Origin of the sequence: Streptomyces sp. 3N207, from assembly GCF_052246355.1 — a bacterium.
Classification (GTDB): domain Bacteria; phylum Actinomycetota; class Actinomycetes; order Streptomycetales; family Streptomycetaceae; genus Streptomyces.
Genome location: NZ_JBQQBV010000014.1, coordinates 205,457 through 222,533, shown reverse-complemented (window position 1 = coordinate 222,533; position 17,077 = coordinate 205,457). Strand labels below are relative to the sequence as shown.

Annotated in this window: 14 protein-coding genes; 6 read left to right on the top strand and 8 right to left on the bottom strand. The window is 69.7% G+C overall.

Features of this window, described 5'->3' with window-relative positions; genetic code table 11:
* Positions 1-27: 27 nt before the first annotated feature.
* Both pfkB and ACTWP9_RS22795 read left to right on the top strand, forming a co-directional pair.
* Complete coding sequence (pfkB, locus tag ACTWP9_RS22800; protein ID WP_443248097.1) at positions 28-996, top strand: 1-phosphofructokinase; 969 nt, start codon at positions 28-30, stop codon at positions 994-996.
* Positions 993-3,110 (top strand): fructose-specific PTS transporter subunit EIIC, encoded by a 2,118-nt coding sequence (locus ACTWP9_RS22795; protein ID WP_443248085.1) that lies wholly within the window; start codon positions 993-995, stop codon positions 3,108-3,110. Before pfkB ends, ACTWP9_RS22795 begins: the two co-directional genes overlap by 4 nt.
* Before the next feature lie 152 nt (positions 3,111-3,262).
* Here the strand turns inward: ACTWP9_RS22795 and ACTWP9_RS22790 are convergent, their stop codons facing one another.
* On the bottom strand, positions 3,263-4,414 hold the full coding sequence (locus ACTWP9_RS22790; protein WP_443248084.1) for a P1 family peptidase: 1,152 nt from the start codon (positions 4,412-4,414) through the stop codon (positions 3,263-3,265).
* Positions 4,415-4,461: 47 nt separating this feature from the next.
* Here ACTWP9_RS22790 and ACTWP9_RS22785 point away from each other — a divergent pair, with 47 nt between their 5' ends.
* Entirely contained in the window at positions 4,462-4,662 is a 201-nt protein-coding gene (locus tag ACTWP9_RS22785) for a hypothetical protein (protein WP_443248083.1), read from the top strand.
* 163 nt (positions 4,663-4,825) lie between these two features.
* Here ACTWP9_RS22785 and mscL read toward each other — a convergent pair whose 3' ends face one another.
* From mscL to ACTWP9_RS22755, 6 genes are all read right to left on the bottom strand, one after another.
* Complete coding sequence (gene mscL, locus ACTWP9_RS22780; RefSeq protein WP_443248082.1) at positions 4,826-5,380, bottom strand: large conductance mechanosensitive channel protein MscL; 555 nt, start codon at positions 5,378-5,380, stop codon at positions 4,826-4,828.
* Between the two features lie 174 nt (positions 5,381-5,554).
* Positions 5,555-5,833, bottom strand: a complete 279-nt coding sequence (locus ACTWP9_RS22775; RefSeq protein WP_443248081.1) for a hypothetical protein — start codon at positions 5,831-5,833, stop codon at positions 5,555-5,557.
* 445 nt (positions 5,834-6,278) lie between these two features.
* Positions 6,279-7,115, bottom strand: coding sequence for an S-methyl-5'-thioadenosine phosphorylase (locus ACTWP9_RS22770; protein ID WP_443248080.1), 837 nt, complete (start codon positions 7,113-7,115; stop codon positions 6,279-6,281).
* 79 nt (positions 7,116-7,194) lie between these two features.
* Positions 7,195-7,554, bottom strand: coding sequence for an FmdB family zinc ribbon protein (locus ACTWP9_RS22765; protein ID WP_443248079.1), 360 nt, complete (start codon positions 7,552-7,554; stop codon positions 7,195-7,197).
* A gap of 67 nt (positions 7,555-7,621) precedes the next feature.
* A complete protein-coding gene (locus ACTWP9_RS22760; protein ID WP_443248078.1) occupies positions 7,622-9,010 on the bottom strand; it encodes an MFS transporter in 1,389 nt (462 codons plus the stop codon).
* Between the two features lie 269 nt (positions 9,011-9,279).
* Positions 9,280-10,788, bottom strand: coding sequence for a potassium/proton antiporter (locus ACTWP9_RS22755; protein ID WP_443248096.1), 1,509 nt, complete (start codon positions 10,786-10,788; stop codon positions 9,280-9,282).
* Between the two features lie 379 nt (positions 10,789-11,167).
* Here ACTWP9_RS22755 and ACTWP9_RS22750 point away from each other — a divergent pair, with 379 nt between their 5' ends.
* Positions 11,168-13,987: a penicillin acylase family protein gene (locus tag ACTWP9_RS22750; protein ID WP_443248077.1), complete on the top strand. Its 2,820-nt coding sequence runs from the start codon at positions 11,168-11,170 to the stop codon at positions 13,985-13,987.
* A gap of 79 nt (positions 13,988-14,066) precedes the next feature.
* Here ACTWP9_RS22750 and ACTWP9_RS22745 read toward each other — a convergent pair whose 3' ends face one another.
* Positions 14,067-14,681 carry a 5-formyltetrahydrofolate cyclo-ligase gene (locus tag ACTWP9_RS22745; RefSeq protein WP_443248076.1) on the bottom strand — a complete coding sequence of 205 codons (615 nt, stop codon included), beginning with the start codon at positions 14,679-14,681 and terminating at the stop codon, positions 14,067-14,069.
* A 117-nt stretch (positions 14,682-14,798) separates the two neighbouring features.
* On the opposite strand from ACTWP9_RS22745, the gene galU reads away from it, so the two are divergent.
* Complete coding sequence (gene galU, locus ACTWP9_RS22740) at positions 14,799-15,701, top strand: UTP--glucose-1-phosphate uridylyltransferase GalU (RefSeq protein WP_443248075.1); 903 nt, start codon at positions 14,799-14,801, stop codon at positions 15,699-15,701.
* A 3-nt stretch (positions 15,702-15,704) separates the two neighbouring features.
* Positions 15,705-17,045: a molybdotransferase-like divisome protein Glp gene (gene glp, locus ACTWP9_RS22735; RefSeq protein WP_443248074.1), complete on the top strand. Its 1,341-nt coding sequence runs from the start codon at positions 15,705-15,707 to the stop codon at positions 17,043-17,045.
* Positions 17,046-17,077 lie beyond the last annotated feature (32 nt).

Sequence of the window (17,077 nt, the reverse complement as noted above, 5' to 3'; positions counted from 1 at the left end):
GTACTGCACCGACCCCCTGGACCCCCTATGACCGTCCTCACCGTCACCCCCAATCCCAGCCTGGACCGCACATACGAGATACCGGCCCTTGACCGCGGGGCCGTACTGCGGGCCGGTGCCGACCGTGTCGACCCGGGAGGCAAGGGCGTCAATGTCTCTCGCGCGGTGGCCGCGGCGGGGCACCCCACAGTCGCGGTACTCCCGGTCGGTGGCCCCGAAGGTGCCCTCCTCTCGCAGCTCCTCAGCGATCTCGGTATCGCGGTGGCCGGCGTACCGGTGCGGGGCTCGACCCGCGTCAACATCTCCTTGGCCGAACCGGACGGCACCCTGACCAAGATCAATGCCGCTGGGCCCGACATCGGCGCCGGCGAATCCCGCGCCCTCCTGGACACGCTGGCCGCCGAAGCCGCCAGGAGCCGGGCACGCTGGCTCGTGTGCTGCGGCAGCCTTCCGCGCGGCCTCTCCCATGAGTGGTACGCGGCAGTCGTCACCCGGGCCCGCGAGAACGGGGTCCGTGTCGCGCTCGACACCTCGGGACCCGCTCTCGCGGCAGCCCTCTCCGCACAGCCCGACGTGGTCAAGCCCAACGCCGACGAACTCGCCGAGGCAGTCGGCCGCCCCCTCACCACCGTCGGCGACGCCGTCAAGGCAGCCGACGAGGTACGGGCGGCGGGCGCGGGAGCGGTGCTGGCCAGCCTCGGCGCCACGGGACAGCTCCTCGTGGACACCACTGGCACCTACTTCGCGACCGCCCCCGTCGCCACCGTCCGCAGCGATGTGGGCGCGGGTGACGCCTCGCTGGCGGGTTTCCTGACGGCCGGCGGCGCCCGCGCCCAGGCGCTTGTCTCGGCCGTGGCACACGGCGCGGCCGCCGTCCAGCTGCCCGGCAGCCAAATGCCCACTCCGGACGACATCCGTCCGGAAGCGGTCACCGTGACCACCGACGTCCCCTTGGACCTCCCCCTTCTCCCCGACGTCAACGGAGCCGTCCGATGAGCCAGTTGATCACAGCGGAACTGGTCGACCTCGATCTGTCCGCCACCACAAAGTCCGATGCCGCCCGTTCGCTCGCAGAGCGGATGGTGTCGCTTGGCCGCGTCACCGACCTCGAAGGGTTCCTCGCCGATGTCGAGGCCCGCGAGGCACAGATGCCGACGGGCCTCGAAGGAGGCATCGGCATACCCCACTGCCGCAGCACTCACGTCACCGAACCCACGCTGGCCTTCGGCCGCCCGCGGTCGCCCATCGACTTCGGTGCCACGGACGGTCCTGCGGACCTGGTCTTCCTGATCGCGGCCCCCGACGGCGCGGACAGCGACCACTTGACCATCCTGTCCTCGCTCGCACGGCACTTGGCCGACCCCGAGTTCACCGATGCTCTCCGCTCCGTAGCTGACCCGGAACGGGCGAGTGCGCTCATACGTGGCGACGCCGACCCGGCGACCCCCTCGTCGGCAGAGCAGCCCGAGGCGGCGAACGAGGTGCCGAACGAGACCACTGAGTCGGCGCACGGCACGGCGGAGCCACGGCCGGCGGATCCGGATACAGAGCCCGAGCGGCCTGAGCACACGCAGCCGCCGGAGCCCGGCATCCAGGGAGATGCGGCGCCGGCCCCCGAGCCCTTCCGGATCGTGGCCGTCACCTCCTGCCCCACCGGGATCGCCCACACCTACATGGCCGCTGAATCCCTGGAGAGGGCGGCCGAGGAGAGCGCGTCCAGCACTGTGATGACGGTGGAGACCCAGGGCTCCGCCGGTTTCCAGCGGCTCGACCCCTCGGTGATCGCCGCCGCCGACGCCGTGATCTTCGCCCACGATGTCGAAGTACGGGAGCGCGGACGTTTCGCCGGTAAGCCCACCGTCGATGTGGGGGTCAAGGCCGCCATCAACCGTCCCGCCGAACTCATCGAGGAGGCGCGGAACAAGGCCGCACGCGGGGAGACCGCGCCCAAGTCCTCTGCCACCGCCCCCATGGACCAGGGCGCCGAGGAAGGAGACGGGTTCGGAACCCGGCTGCGGACCTGGCTGATGACCGGCGTCAGCTACATGGTTCCGTTCGTCGCCGCGGGCGGCCTGCTGATTGCCCTGTCGTTCGCCATCGGCGGGTACGAGGTCGCCAACGCCAAGTCCGTGGCCGACCACTTCGTGTGGACCGAGGCCCACAGCTGGGCCGCTTTGCTCAACCAGGTCGGTGGGCTCGCCTTCGGCTTCCTCGTGCCCGTCCTCGCCGGATACATCGCCTACGGCATGGCCGACCGGCCCGGTCTCGTGCCTGGTTTCGTGGGCGGTGCCGTCGCCGTCCAGATCGAGGCGGGCTTCCTCGGCGGCCTGGTGGCGGGTCTGCTCGCGGGCGGCCTCGTGATGGCCATTCAGAAGGTCAATATCCCGGCCGTACTGCGCGGCATCATGCCGGTCGTCGTCATCCCGCTGATCTCGTCGGCGATCGTCGGCGCGCTGATGTTCGTCGTCGTCGGCAAGCCGATCGCCACCGCGCAGAAGGCCATGACCGACTGGCTCAGCGGGCTGACCGGGACCAACGCCATCCTGCTCGGGCTGCTCATCGGCCTGATGATGTGCTTCGACCTGGGCGGGCCGGTCAACAAGGTCGCCTACACCTTCGCCACCGGGGGTATCGCCAGCGCCGACCCCGGCAACGGCAGCCTGATGGTGATGGCGGCCGCCATGGGCGCCGGAATGGTGCCGCCCCTGGGCATGGCCCTTGCCACGACCGTGCGCGGAAGCCTCTTCACCAAGACCGAACGGGAGAACGGCAAGGCCGCCTGGGTGCTCGGAGCCTCCTTCATCAGTGAGGGAGCGATTCCGTTCGCCGCCGCCGATCCGCTGCGGGTGATCCCCGCCTCGATGGCGGGCGGAGCGGTCACCGGCGCGCTCTCGATGGCCTTCGGGAGCACACTGCGGGCGCCTCACGGCGGTATCTTCGTCGTGCCGCTGATCGGCTCCCCGCTGCTCTACCTCGTCGCGATCGCGGCCGGAACCGTCGTCACGGCCGGTACCACCCTCCTCCTCAAGGGCGCCCGAAAGCAGGCCCCGAAGGTGGAGACCACCCCGGCGAAGGACGGCGCCGAGGCCCGCATTCCGGCAAGCGTCTGAGCTGGTCCCACTCGACGGCCTACCCGGCGGCGGCACCGTTCCGCGGTCCGTCGCCGGGGCCACCCCGGCGGACGCTTCCTCCGCCTCACGGCGCTGTGGTCCCGCCGCCTTGGAGCCCCGTGCTCCCGTCGGCTTCCAGCGCCACGGCCCCGTCAGCCCCCGGCGCCGTGCTCCAGGTCCTCCTCCGGGGAGTTGTCTCCTTCCGGTTCGGACAGCGCGGGGCCGTAGAGGTCGGTGTACGAGGGAAAGACGCCGCCGGACCCATCCACACCATCCGCGACCCGTACCGCCTTCACCACGGCGCGGGCCACCACGTCGGCACCTGCGGCCAGCACCTCGTTGAATTCGCCGCCCTGCAACTCGCGTGAGCTCACGGCCAGCGCGAAGGCCGTGTCGCCGTCGTGCATCAGATGCGCCGGACGCACTGCCCTCGCCAGCCCGTCGTGGGCGCTGCCCGCCAGCCGCTGTGCCTGGGGGCGGCTGAGACTCGCGTCCGTCCCGAGCACCACCAGCGTGGTGTTCAAGGCCGGCCGTAGCGTGCCCGCGGCCCGTCTCGCGGTTTCCTCCTTCGCTTCCGAGCGCAGCATCTCGGCCTCGGCGTGCTCGTCCTCGGACGGGATGTGCGGCAGGCCGTCGGCCAGTTCGCCGTAGAGGACGCCCGTCGCCGGATCCGTCGCCGAGCCTGCGGCATTGAGGACCACCAGTGCGCCGACCACCACTCCCGACGCCAGCCGGGTGCTCGCCGTGCCTATCCCGCCCTTGAGGCCGCCGACCACGGCCCCCGTCCCGGCCCCCACACTGCCCTCCGCAACCGGCGCGCCCGGCTCCGTCGAGGCCGCCGCCTCCACCGCCTGACGACCCAGCGCCGCATCCGGCCGCGCGCTCCAGCGGCCCCCGCGCCCCAGGTCGAAGATGACCGCTGCCGGGACCACAGGGACCACCTGCCGGGGGTCGGGACCCACCGGTACGCCACGGCCCTGCTCCTCCAGCCAGCTCATCACGCCCGAGGCGGCGTCCAGACCGAACGCGCTGCCCCCGCTGAGGACGACGGCGTGAATGCGCTCGACCAGGTTCCGTGGGTCCAGGGCGTCCGTCTCGCGCGTTCCCGGTGCCCCGCCCCGTGCGTCCACCCCCGCGACCGCGCCCTCCTCCGGAGCCAGCACCACGGTTGTACCGGTCAGCCAGCCGTCCTCCGTCCGCTGCGCGTGGCCCACGCGCAGGCCGGGCACGTCTGTCAGCGCGTCCCGAGTACCGGTCGGCGGCTCCTGCACGGGGCGCGGCCCCTGGGCGTCGTGAGTGTCCATGAAGCATCAATACCAGCAGGCGCTTGCGACGGCCGTACGCTTGAGCCATGAGCGTCGAACCGCAGTCCTCACTCCGGCCGGAAATGCCGCGTGATGCGGCGGCCTCGCTGGTCTTCGACGACCCGCTGAGCCGCCCGTCCTCGGACGACGCCGACCAGGGCTGGGGCGAGGGGGCAGGCGGCGCATCCGGGGGAGCGAACGCCGACCTCGCCCGCTTCCTCGACGAGAAGCCGCCCCACCACATCTGAGTCCGGACCAGCAGCCCGCACAACGTCCGCACACAGCGCCGGACTGCCTGATTCCTGTTCCGCACGGTCCAGCCGTCCGCGGAGGAGCCACTGCCGCCACTGGGGCAAGCACTGGGCCCGCTGCCCGGCCGGGAGGGCTGCGCCGCCCCTGCGGACTGCCGCGCTACTTGTGAGTGCTGACGCCACCACCGCGCTGCGGCCCCACCGAGCCGTCCGGACCAGCCGGCCCGGAGCCGTCCTGGGAGCCGGAAGAGCCATCCTGGCCCGTGTGCTGTGCGAGCAGCACGTCGCGGATCTCCGTGAGCAGCTCGACCTCGGTCTTGGGCACCTCCACCGGGTCGGCCTTTGCCTGCTGGCGCTCCTTGAACTTGTTCATCGGCAGGATCATCAGGAAGTAGACGACCGCCGCCGTGATCAGGAAGGTCAGTGTGGCGCTGAGCACAGGGCCCCAGTGGATCGTGATGCCCTTGGTCACCTCGCCTGTGGGACTGATCTCGCAAGGTCCCTTGAGGCAGGAGCGGTACTTGTCCAGATCCTTGGTTCCGATGGCACCGACCAGCGGGTTGATGAAGCCGTTGACGATTGCGTCGACGATCTTGCTGAAGGCTGCTCCGACGACCACGGCAACGGCCAGTTCGACCACGTTGCCGCGCATCAGGAATTCCTTGAAGCCGGCCAGGACGCCCTTCTTCTCGGGTGCGGGTGCGTCGTTGCTCAACGGACTTCCTCTTCCAGAACCAAGTGACGATGCTGACTGCGAGCGGGAGACCGAGAGCACACGGCACTGCGGACAGCGCCCACGAAAGGGACCGGCGGCTCACCTGCCCTCGGACGCAGTGGTTCATGCACATACGACCCTGGCGCCCCAGGCGTGACAGAGGCCGCAGACGGCTCAGCACAGCGTCACCGCCAACCGGGACTTCGCCGCGGCGCCCGCCAGCGCTGCCGCTGCGCGCCGGGGCACGACGACAACGATCAGCGCGCCCTCGGCTCCGCCGCCCGAGACAGTGTCGCCGTACTTCGGCACATGGGCCACTCGGACATTTGTGGCCACTACCCGGGCGGAAGCCCTCTTGGACGTGCTCGCCAGTACATCGATCCTGTCGCCGGGGTTCAGCAGCCGGACCGTTGCGGGGTCGGCGATCCTTACCGGCGAGGAGACGGGAGCCATTTGTGCACTCTGCTCCGTGACAGATCTCTCAGCGCCCTGCCGTCCCCCAGCGGCGCCGGACCCACCGCTGCCGGCGTCGTCCGCCGCACCGCCGCCCGGGGCACCGACCGCAAGCCCTGCAGCCGAGACGGCCAGCGCGGCCGCGAGGACCCTGCGGCGCCCCAGCCCCCGCCGCAGCCGACGGGAGCCCCGTCCAGCACGCACGGGTGGGAAGTCGGGAACGGGGGCGCGCAGCCGCGTACGGGGAAGGGACTCCTCGGGAACCGGGTTCCGAAATCGGGGCACGACGCTCACCACCAGCCATCACAGGGAGAAGCACCGCCTGGTCACGGCCTTCGGTGACTACGGTGAACCCCTCGACGGAATCCCGCTGAAGGCGTCGAAAATCTGTGGATGACTGGGAAGTTGTGGACAACTCCGTCACCCGGGAGGGGGACTCTCCCGGTCAGGGCAGCGTGATCCCGGGCTCCAGCCCGCCCAACGCCGCCCCGCACTCGCACTTGCGTTCGTCCGCTGCGGGCATTTCGCGTACCGCGTCGAAAAGCACCTCGCGCAGCCGCCCGATGTTCTCGCCGAAGACGCGCAGCACCTCCTCGTGGGAGACACCGTCACCGGCTTCGGCGCCCGCGTCCAGGTCTGTGACCAGGGCCAGCGAGGAGTAGCACAGCTCCAGCTCGCGGGCGAGGATCGCTTCGGGGTGCCCGGTCATGCCCACGACGGCCCAGCCCTGCGCCGCGTGCCAGCGGGACTCGGCGCGGGTCGAGAAGCGCGGGCCTTCGATGACGCACATCGTGCCGCCGTCGACCGCCTCCCACCCCTGGCCGCGGGCAGCCCGCAGCGCGGCCTGGCGGCCGGCCTCGCAGTACGGGTCGGCGAAGGCGACGTGGACGACCTGCGGAATGGTGCCGTCGGCTAGGCGCTCTCCGTCGAAGAAGGTCTGCTGCCGCGACTTCGTACGGTCCACCAGTTGGTCCGGCACCACCAGCGTGCCGGGGCCGTACTGCGGCTGGAGACCGCCGACCGCGCAGGGCGCGATGATCTGCCGTACGCCCACCGAGCGCAGCGCCCAGATGTTGGCGCGATAGTTGATGCGGTTCGGCGGCAGATGGTGGCCGCGGCCATGGCGCGGCAGGAATGCGACTCGGCGACCGCCGGTCTCGCCCAGGAAGAGGGAATCGCTCGGCGGGCCGTAGGGCGTCTCGACGGTGATCTCGGTCACATCGTCGAGGAAGGAGTAGAAGCCGGAACCGCCGATGACACCGATCTCTGCCTGTTCGCTCATGCGGTCACCCTAAGGGCGTACGCCTGGCGCTGGGCAGGGGGAGTGAGCGGGCCCGTCGCCAGGCCCTCGGAGCGGCGGCTCAGGCCGAAGTGCCCGCCTTGGCAGTGCTCTTGCTGTCGCTCTTGCCGGAGGACTTCGACTCCGAGGAGGACGAGCCGGAAGACGCCGAGTCCGAAGTGGAGGACGAGCTCTTGGAGTCGCCGTTCTTGCTCGACGAGTCCGAGGAGGAGCTCTTGGAGGCGGAGCTGCTGCTCGACGAGGAGCTGCGGCTGTCGTTGCGGTAGAAGCCGGAGCCCTTGAAGACGATGCCGACCGCCGAGAAGACCTTCTTGAGGTTGCCCTGGCAGCTGGGGCACTCGGTCAGCGAGTCGTCCGTGAACTTCTGCACCACCTCGAGGCCCTCGCCGCACTCGGTGCACTGGTACTGGTACGTCGGCACGTTCTTCCTCCTGGCACTCTCACTCGTTGAGTGCTAACAACGCTCCATAGTGCAGCATTCCCGCGCATCAGTCCACTGAGACCGTCGTTCGGTGACCCAGCCCACGTGCCGCGACCAGCCCGCTGTGCGGAGGATGCAGCGCTTTTCTGAACGCGAGAAGCACCAGCAGAGCCAGGCCCGTACCGGCCAGCGGGGTGAGGAAACCGGTGCCGGCTCCCGAGTGGTCCGCGAGCTGGCCCGCCGCTGTCGAGCCCGCCGCCTGTCCCAGCGCGACCGCGCCTGTCAGCCAGGTGAACGCTTCTGTACGGGCGCCCGCCGGAACCAGCGTCTCGATCAGAGTGAAGCAGGTGATCATGCACGGGGCCACACACAGCCCGATCAGCGTCCCCAGTGCGCCCAGCAGCACCACCCACGGTCCCAGCTGCGCAGTGAGGGCCACCAGTGCCGCAGCAACCACCAGCCCCGGGTACGCGATGAGCAGCCGGGTCTGCGGTCCGCGCTTCCACCGGATGGCACCCACGGCGACGGCCGCAAGCATGTTGCCCGCCGCGAAAAAGCCGTACATCACGCCGTTGATGCCCGGTTGGCCGATCGATTCGGTGAACGCGGTGAGCGAGACCTGCATACCGCCGAAAACCATCCCGATCCCGAGCACTGCTGCGACCAGCACACGTGCCCCGGGGACGGCCAGTGCGGACGTGGCACGGCCCGCCAGCTGTGCGGCGTCGTCGGCGGCCTCTCCTTGCTCGCCCGCGCCCGCGCCCGCGTCGGCGGCCGTGCGGACCGGCGTCGGCTGCGTACGGCGCTGCGCGGCGAAAACCAGCCCGCCCGCCAGTGAGACGCCTGCCTCGGCCACGAGTCCGGCGGCCGGATGCACCCCGGTGCACAGCGCCGTGGCGAGCACCGGGCCGACCACGAACGTGAACTCGTCCGTCACCGACTCGAAGGCCGCTGCCGTTGTCATCAGTGGCGACCCCTGCAGCCGCGCCGCCCACCGGGCGCGCACCATGGGGCTGATCTGCGGAGCGGTGGCGCCCGCCGGCACTGCTGCGACGAACAGCGCCCACAGCGGCGCGTCCAGCAGAGCGGCGGAGATCAGCGCTCCGACGGCGTGGGCGTGCAGGAACACCTGAGGAGCGAGAACGGCGCCCTGTCCGAACCGGTCGGCGAGCCTGCCGCTCTGCGGCGCGATGAGGGCCATGGAGATGCCCGCAGTCGCAGACACGGCGCCCGCCAGCCCGAACGATCCGGTGGTGTGCTGGACGAGCAGGACGATGCTGATGGTCAGCATCGCGTAGGGCTGGCGGGCCAGAAAGCCCGGCAGCAGGAAGGACCATGCTCCCTCGGTGCGCAGCAGCTGTCCGTACCCGGGGCGCTCGGAGGAGCGCCTGGAGCGCCGCTTCTCGTGCGCTGTGCCGGTCTGTGCGTGGTTGTTCTCGGTGGCCGGGGATTCCACGGCCGGGCCTTTCTGCCGCCTGATAGCGCGTTCAGGGTGACGCGCCGAGAGCTGTCCTCTTGCGCAGGACCGGGGTAGATACCCGGTCCGATGCAGGGGTGGGCTTTCCGGACCGTGGCCGCCGAGCGGTCGCGCCAGCTCTGCTTCAGGCAGAGTCGGGGTGAATCTTTCCGCCATGAGGATAACGGGCAGAGGCAGTTTTTCGTAAAACGTGCCACAAGCCCGGCAGTGATCGCGCTACAAGTCGGCCCCCCGGCACCGTTCCGCAGTCACCGGCGCACTGCTGTGCTCCCTCCGGAGCCCAGCCAGCCGGCGAGCTTGCCGCCGCGGCTGACCGACAGCAGCCGCCGTTCGGCCGCATCGCGTACCTGGTCGGTCGCGACGACCAGCAGCTCGTCACCGTGCTGCAGCACTGTGGAGGGCAGAGGCACGAAACTCGTTCCGTTGCGTACGACCAGGGTGACGGCGGCGCCCGCGGGGAGGCGCAGTTCGGTGATCTCCACACCGTGCATCCGGGACGACGGCGGGATGGCCACGGACAGCAGATGTCCGCGCAGCCGCTCCAGGGGTGCGGACTCGATGTCGAGGTCCGCCGCTTCGTCCCTCTCGTTCAGTCGCAGTTTCCGCGCCAGCCAGGGAAGGGTGGGTCCCTGCAGCACGGTGAAGACGACCACCAACACGAAGACGATGTTGAAGATGCGCTGGCTGCCTTCGACCTGGGCGACCATCGGAATGGTCGCCAGCACGATGGGCACAGCGCCCCGCAGCCCGGCCCAGGAGAGCAGCGTCTTGTCCTGCCAGGGCATGCGGAACCGGTCCAGGCACAGGAAGACCGACAGCGGGCGGGCGACCAGGGTGAGGGCCAGCCCGATCAGTATGGCGGGCCAGAAGTCCTTCCACAGGTCGTGCGGGGTCACCAGCAGACCCAGCAGGACGAAGAGGCCGATCTGCGCCATCCAGGCCACTCCGTCGGCGAAGCTGCGCACAGCGGGCCGGTGCGGCAGTTTGCCGTTGCCCAGGATCAGCGCAGCCACATAGACGGCCAGGAAGCCGGAACCGTGCACCATGGCGCCTCCGGCGTACGCCAGGAAGCACAGCGCCAGCACGGCGATGGGATACAGCCCCGAAGCGGGCAGTGCCACATGGCGCATGCCCAGCTCGCCCAGCTTGCCGACGACCAGGCCCACCACCAGCCCGATGGCGAGCTCCAGCAGGATCTCGCCCAGCAGGAAGTACCAGGCGTGGTGCTCGGAGCCGAGCGAGGAGAAGGTGACGACCAGCAGCACGACAGGCGCGTCGTTGAACCCGGACTCGGCCTCCAGCACGCCGGTGAGCCGCTTGGGCAGCGGCACCCTGCGCAGTACGGAGAAGACGGCTGCGGCGTCCGTGGAGGAGACCACGGCGCCCATCAGCAGCGACGCTTGCCAGTCGAGTCCGACCAGGTAGTGCGCGGCCAGCGCCGTGACGGTCACGCTGATGGCCACGCCGAACGTCGACAGCACGGCGGCGGCAGGGATGGCGGGCCGGATGTCGCGCCACTTCGTGCCGAGCCCGCCCTCGGCGAGGATCACCACCAGGGCGGCGTATCCGAGGACTTGCGTCAGCGCGGCGTTCGAGAAACCGAAGCCGATGCCGTCCTGCCCTATGGCGATGCCTATCCCCAGGTAGACGAGCAGGCTGGGTAGTCCGCTGCGCGAGGAGAGACGGACCGCCGCGACGGCGATGAGCAGAACGAGGGCGCTGAACAGCAGGAGCTGGTTGAGGCTGTGGACGGTCAGGGCACGGTCCTCTCTGGCCGGGGCTCTCTCCTTGAGTGCACGAGCGGGGTGCTCCGAGCGCGGGGATCGGCGTCGGAGCGCGGGTTCCTGAGGGGGCGAGTGGCTGCGTGTGGCGGGTCTGACGATCTCCTGACGTTTTCCTGACGAGTTCTTAACGCCTCACCCATGGCTGGGCGTGGCTCCCGGACAGGTGTCCGGCAGCCGGCTAGTTCGTTTGGGTAGCTAACAATTTACCATTGCTTGAATATGCCCCCGGGAGAATTCGTAGGGGGTGACTCGCTGTCCGGGCGAATCGAGGGTCGGCCTATGGTTGCTCCGTACGGATCGAGCCCGTCCGGTCCCCTCAGTCAAGGTCCACCCTGCCCCTCGAAGGACAGCGATGCCCGCCAAGAAGACCTCGCGACGCGCCCGCCTCATCGTGATCGTCGTCGTGCTGCTGCTCGTGGCAGGCATCGGCGGCGGCACCTACTGGGGCATCAGCACCGTCCGGGACTCCTTCCCGCAGACGACCGGCACGCTCAAACTCAAGGGGCTGGCAGCGCCGGTGAGCGTGAAGCGGGACAGCAGTGGCATTCCGCAGATCTATGCCGACAACTCCAAAGACCTCTTCCTGGCCCAGGGGTACGTCCAGGCGCAGGACCGCTTCTGGGAGATGGACGTACGCCGGCACATGACCGCCGGGCGGCTCTCGGAGATGTTCGGTGACGGTCAGGTGCAGACCGACGCCTTCTTGCGCACCCTCGGCTGGCGCAAGGTGGCCGAGAAGGAGTACGCGCAACTCCCGGAAAAGACCAAGAACTTCCTCAGGGCCTACTCGGCGGGTGTCAACGCCTACCTCAAGGACCACAAGGGCTCGGCGCTCTCCGTCGAGTACGCCGCCCTCGACCTTGCGGGCAAGGACTACCAGCCCGCCGACTGGACCCCGGTGGACTCGGTCGCCTGGCTCAAGGCGATGGCCTGGGACCTGCGCGGCAACCTCTCGGACGAGACCGACCGGGCGCTGATGACCAGCCGCCTGGACAAGGACCAGATCGAGGACCTGTATCCGGACTACCCGACCGACAGGAACAGGCCGATAGTCGACAAGGGCTCGGTCGACCCCGCCACCAAGAAGTTCGACCCGAAGGCCAAGGGCGGCCAGAGCGGTGCCCAGAGCGGGTCCGACGGCACCGGTACCGGGCAGCCGGGAGCGGACGGTGAACAGCCCGCTGCGGGCTCGGGAGCGGGTGAGACGACTCCCGGAGCCTCCGAGGGTGCGAACGGCGCTCAGGCGGCCGGTGAGGCGGCTCAGGGGGCCAGTACGCAGATGGGCACCGTGGCCAAGAAGCTGGACGAGATCCCCGGGCTGCTCGGCCCGAACGGCAGCGGCATCGGCTCCAACTCCTGGGTCGTCTCCGGAAAGTACACGACCACCGGCAAGCCGCTGCTGGCCAACGACCCGCATCTGGCGCCGCAACTGCCCTCCGTCTGGTACCAGATGGGCCTGCACTGCCGTTCGGTGGACAAATCCTGCCCCTACGACGTCTCCGGCTTCACCTTCTCCGGCATGCCCGGCGTCGTCATCGGCCACAACCAGCAGATCTCCTGGGGCATGACCAACCTCGGCGCCGATGTGACCGACCTCTACCTGGAGAAGGTCCGCGACGGGCACTACCTCTACGACGGCAAGGAAGTCCCGTACCGCACCCGTGAGGAGACCATCAAGGTCGCCGGCGGCAAGGACCGCACCATCACCGTACGCGAGACCAACAACGGGCCCATCGTCTCCGACCGCGACAAGGAGCTGCGCAAGGTCGGCGACAAGTCCCCCGTCGGCAACGCCGCACCGGACCGCGGGGACGGCTACGCGGTCTCGCTCCGGTGGACCGCCCTGGAGCCCTCCAAGACCATGGACGCCGTCTTCAAGCTCAACCGGGCCTCGGACTTCTCCGAATTCCGCGCGGCTGCCCGGGACTTCGCCGTCCCCTCGCAGAACCTCATCTACGCCGACACCAAGGGCAACATCGGCTACCAGGCACCTGGCCGTATCCCGGTGCGGGACAAGGGCGACGGGCGCTATCCGGCACCCGGATGGGACCCCAACTACCGCTGGAAGGGCTACGTTCCCCAGCGTGCCCTGCCGTGGGAGTACAACCCGAAGCGTGGCTACATCGTGACCGCCAACCAGGCCGTCGTGGACCGCGAGAAGTATCCCTACCTGCTCACCGACGACTGGGGTTACGGAGCGCGCAGTCAGCGGATCAACGACCTCATCCAGTCGAAGATCAAGGACGGCGGGAAGATCTCCATGGACGACATGGAGACGATGCAGATGGACAACAGCAGCGAGATCGCCAAGCTGCTGGTGCCCTACCTGCTGAAGATCGAGGTCGACGACAAGTACGTACGCAACGCACAGAAGCTGCTGGAGGGCTGGGACTACACCCAGGACTCCGACTCGGCGCCCGCCGCCTACTTCAACGCCGTCTGGCGCAACCTCCTCAAGCTCGCCTTCGGTGACAAGCTGCCCAAGGAACTGCGGGTCAAGGGCGACTGTCTGTACGTCGCGCCCTCCGACGACTCCGGCCCTGTCGACGACCTGGACGGCAACCAGCGACTGGTGCGCGAGTGCGGACAGCGTTCCCCCGATGAGGCGCAGCCCGACGGTGGCGACCGCTGGTTCGAGGTCGTACGCAAGCTGCTCAAGCAGCCCGACAGCGAGTGGTGGAAGACGCGCGACACCTCCACCCACAAGGGCGACAAGAACCGCGACGACCTGCTGGCGCACGCCATGAAGGACGCGCGCTGGGAGCTCACCTCGAAGCTCGGCAAGGACATCAACACCTGGAGCTGGGGCAGGCTGCACCGGCTGATGCTCAAGAACCAGACCATCGGCACCGAAGGGCCCGGCTACATGCAGTGGCTCCTCAACCGCGGCCCCTGGGACCTGGGCGGCGGCGAGGCAGCCGTCAACGCCACCGGCTGGAACGCGGCGGGCGGGTACGACGTGACCTGGGTGCCGTCGATGCGGATGGTCGTCGACATGGGCGACATGGACAACTCCCGGTGGATCAACCTCACCGGAGCGTCCGGGCACGCCTACAACGCGCACTACACCGACCAGACCGACAAGTGGGCCAAGGGCGAGTTCCTGAAGTGGCCCTACAGCGAGAAGGCGGTCAACAAGGCCACCGAGGACCAGATGGCCCTCACCCCCTGACCGCCCGGCACACCCCGGCCGGCCGCACGCCGTGACGCCGGTCGGGGCACGGCCGCCCAGTGCCCCTTCAGCCGTCCGTTCAGCCCTCGGTGACCCCGAAGCGGTGTACTCCGCTCGGGGTCACGGCCGTCTCCACCCGCCGGTCGTGCTCCTCGCCGTCGATACGGTCGACCACTTCACCGTCGTACAGCAGCACCGCACATGCCGGCTGTGCGCCGCGCGCCGCCAGCCGGGCGAGCACCCGGTCGTAGCAGCCGGCACCACGTCCCAGCCGCAGTCCGCTGCGGTCCACGGCCAGCCCCGGCAGCAGCACCGCGTCGGCCTGCGTGACCGCCTCCGGGCCTAGGCGTGCCCCGGACGGCTCGCGCAGCCCGCGCCCGGCCGCCACAAGCGCCTCCGGGCCCTCGTAGACCGCCCAGTCGAGGTCGTTGTCCTCTTGGAGCACCGGCAGCAGCACCCGTACGCCCCGCCCGCGCAGCGACTCCAGAAGAGGGCCGGTGCCCGGCTCGCTGCCGACCGATACATAGGAGGCGACCGTGGCGGCACCGGCCAGCTCCGGCAGCTCCAGCACGTGCTGGGCCAGGGCGTGCGCGGCTGCCTGGAGGTCACCCGCCGTCAATGTTCTCCTCGCAGACAGGACAGTGCGGCGCAACTCGCGCTTACTACGGTGGCCGACGGCCTCCGGCTCGCCCATGGGAACGCCCAACCCTTTCCGCGCCGCAATACGCAACAAACCCAATAAACCCTACAAACACGATGAACACCGTGGACGCTTATCTTCCACATCAAGTCAGCGGTTATGGTGCGGGACATGACTTCTCCCCGCGCACGGATCACCAAGGCAGTCATCCCCGCAGCCGGCCTGGGCACGCGCTTCCTGCCTGCGACAAAGGCCACACCCAAGGAGATGCTTCCGGTCGTCGACAAGCCCGCGATCCAGTATGTGGTCGAGGAAGCCGTGACAGCCGGGCTCTCGGACGTCCTCATGGTCACCGGGCGCAACAAGCGCCCCCTGGAGGACCACTTCGACCGCAACTATGAGCTGGAGCAGGTACTCCGTGACAAGGGTGACGACGGAAAGCTCGCCCGGGTCCAGGAGTCCAGCGATCTGGCGACCATGCACTACGTCCGGCAGGGCGACCCGCGCGGCCTGGGGCACGCCATCCTGTGCGCAGCCCCGCACGTGGGGGAGCAGCCCTTCGCCGTACTGCTCGGCGACGACCTGATCGACCCGCGCGACCCCCTGCTCTCCCGCATGATCGAGGTGCAGGAGGAACGCGGCGGCAGTGTCATCGCGCTGCTGGAGGTCGACCCGGGCAGCATCCACCTGTACGGCGCCGCAGCGGCCGGCCCCACCTCCGAGGGCGATGTGGTGCGAGTCTCCGACCTGGTGGAGAAACCTTCGGCCAAAGAGGCGCCCAGCAATCTGGCCATCATCGGCCGCTATGTGCTCGACCCGGCCGTCTTCGAGGTCCTCAGCAAGACCGAGCCCGGCAGGGGCGGCGAAATCCAGCTCACCGACGCCCTCCAGGCCCTCTCCGCCGACGAGTCCCTGGGCGGCCCTGTGCACGGTGTCGTCTTCAGCGGCCGTCGCTACGACACCGGCGACCGGGCGGACTACCTGCGTGCCATTGTCAGGCTCGCGTGCGAACGTGAGGACCTGGGCCCGGAGTTCCGGGACTGGCTGCGCGGTTACGTCACCGAGGAGATGTAAGTCTTGAGCAAGACCTGGTCGGTCGAGGAGCACCTGGAGGACATCCTCCGCAGCGTCCGCCCGCTGGACCCCATCGAGCTGAACCTGCTCGACGCGCAGGGCTGCACCCTGGTCGATGACGTCATCGTCCCCGCGGCTCTCCCGCCGTTCGACAACAGCTCCATGGACGGCTACGCCGTACGGACAGCCGACGTCGAGGGTGCCAGCGAGGAGTTCCCCGCGGTGCTCAGCGTCATCGGCGACATCGCTGCGGGCAGCTCGGACCTGCTGACTGTCGCGTCGGGCGAGGCGGCCCGCATCATGACCGGTGCACCCCTCCCGCCCGGGGCGGAAGCCGTCGTCCCTGTCGAGTGGACGGACGGCGGCACAGGCGGCGGCCCCGCGGACTCCATGGCCGCACTCAGTGACTCGCCCCAGGGCGCCTCCGGCCAGGTACGCGTGCACCGCCCGGTGCTCTCCCGGCAGCACGTACGGGCCAAGGGCAGCGACGTCAAACCGGGCACTGTCGCACTCAAGGCGGGCACCGTCCTCGGCCCCGCACAGGTGGGCCTGCTGGCGGCCATCGGACGCGGTACGGTCACGGTCCGTCCGCGGCCCCGGGTCGTGGTTCTGTCCACCGGCAGCGAACTCGTCACCCCGGGGGAACCATTGGGCCCCGGCCAGATCCACGACGCCAACAGTTTCGTACTGACCGCCGCAGCACGCGCAGCCGGAGCCATCCCCTACCGGGTCGGAGCGGTGGCCGACGACGCGGAGACGCTGCGCGCCACCATCGAGGACCAGCTCATCCGGGCCGACCTGGTCGTCACCAGCGGCGGGGTCAGCGTCGGCGCTTACGACGTCGTCAAGGAAGCGCTCTCCCGGGTGGACGCCTTCCGGGGCGGCGAGGAGGAGGACCGCACGGACGCCGCCGGTGACCTGGTGGAGTTCCGGAGACTGGCGATGCAACCGGGCAAGCCCCAGGGCTTCGGCCTGATCGGGCCCGACCGCACCCCCATCCTGACCCTTCCGGGCAACCCGGTGAGCGCCTACGTCTCCTTCGAACTGTTCGTCCGCCCGGCACTGCGCACCCTGATGGGCCAGGAGCCCGTACGCCGCCGGACCGTACGCGCCCGCCTGAGCGGAGATGCCGCACTGACCTCACCGGAAGGCAAGCGGCAGTTCCTGCGGGGCGACTACACCCCGTCCGGCGAGGAGGACGACATGGGCAGCGTCCGCGCGGTCGGCGGAGCGGGCTCCCACCTGATCGCCGCCCTCGCACAGGCCAACGCCCTGATCGACATCCCCGAGAAGACCGGCCGGCTCACCCCAGGGGACGAAGTGACGGTCGTACTCCTCGACTGACGCGCCGGGCCGCAGTCCTGCCGCTGCCGGTA

Coding starts and splice junctions, on each gene's coding strand:
- ACTWP9_RS22795 (WP_443248085.1), top strand. CDS start 993: ATGAGCCAGTTGATCACAGCGGAACTGGTCGACCTCGATCTGTCCGCC.
- ACTWP9_RS22775 (WP_443248081.1), bottom strand. CDS start 5,833: ATGGCTCCCGTCTCCTCGCCGGTAAGGATCGCCGACCCCGCAACGGTC.
- galU (WP_443248075.1), top strand. CDS start 14,799: ATGACTTCTCCCCGCGCACGGATCACCAAGGCAGTCATCCCCGCAGCC.
- ACTWP9_RS22790 (WP_443248084.1), bottom strand. CDS start 4,414: ATGGACACTCACGACGCCCAGGGGCCGCGCCCCGTGCAGGAGCCGCCG.
- ACTWP9_RS22745 (WP_443248076.1), bottom strand. CDS start 14,681: ATGGGCGAGCCGGAGGCCGTCGGCCACCGTAGTAAGCGCGAGTTGCGC.
- ACTWP9_RS22750 (WP_443248077.1), top strand. CDS start 11,168: ATGCCCGCCAAGAAGACCTCGCGACGCGCCCGCCTCATCGTGATCGTC.
- ACTWP9_RS22770 (WP_443248080.1), bottom strand. CDS start 7,115: ATGAGCGAACAGGCAGAGATCGGTGTCATCGGCGGTTCCGGCTTCTAC.
- pfkB (WP_443248097.1), top strand. CDS start 28: ATGACCGTCCTCACCGTCACCCCCAATCCCAGCCTGGACCGCACATAC.
- ACTWP9_RS22785 (WP_443248083.1), top strand. CDS start 4,462: ATGAGCGTCGAACCGCAGTCCTCACTCCGGCCGGAAATGCCGCGTGAT.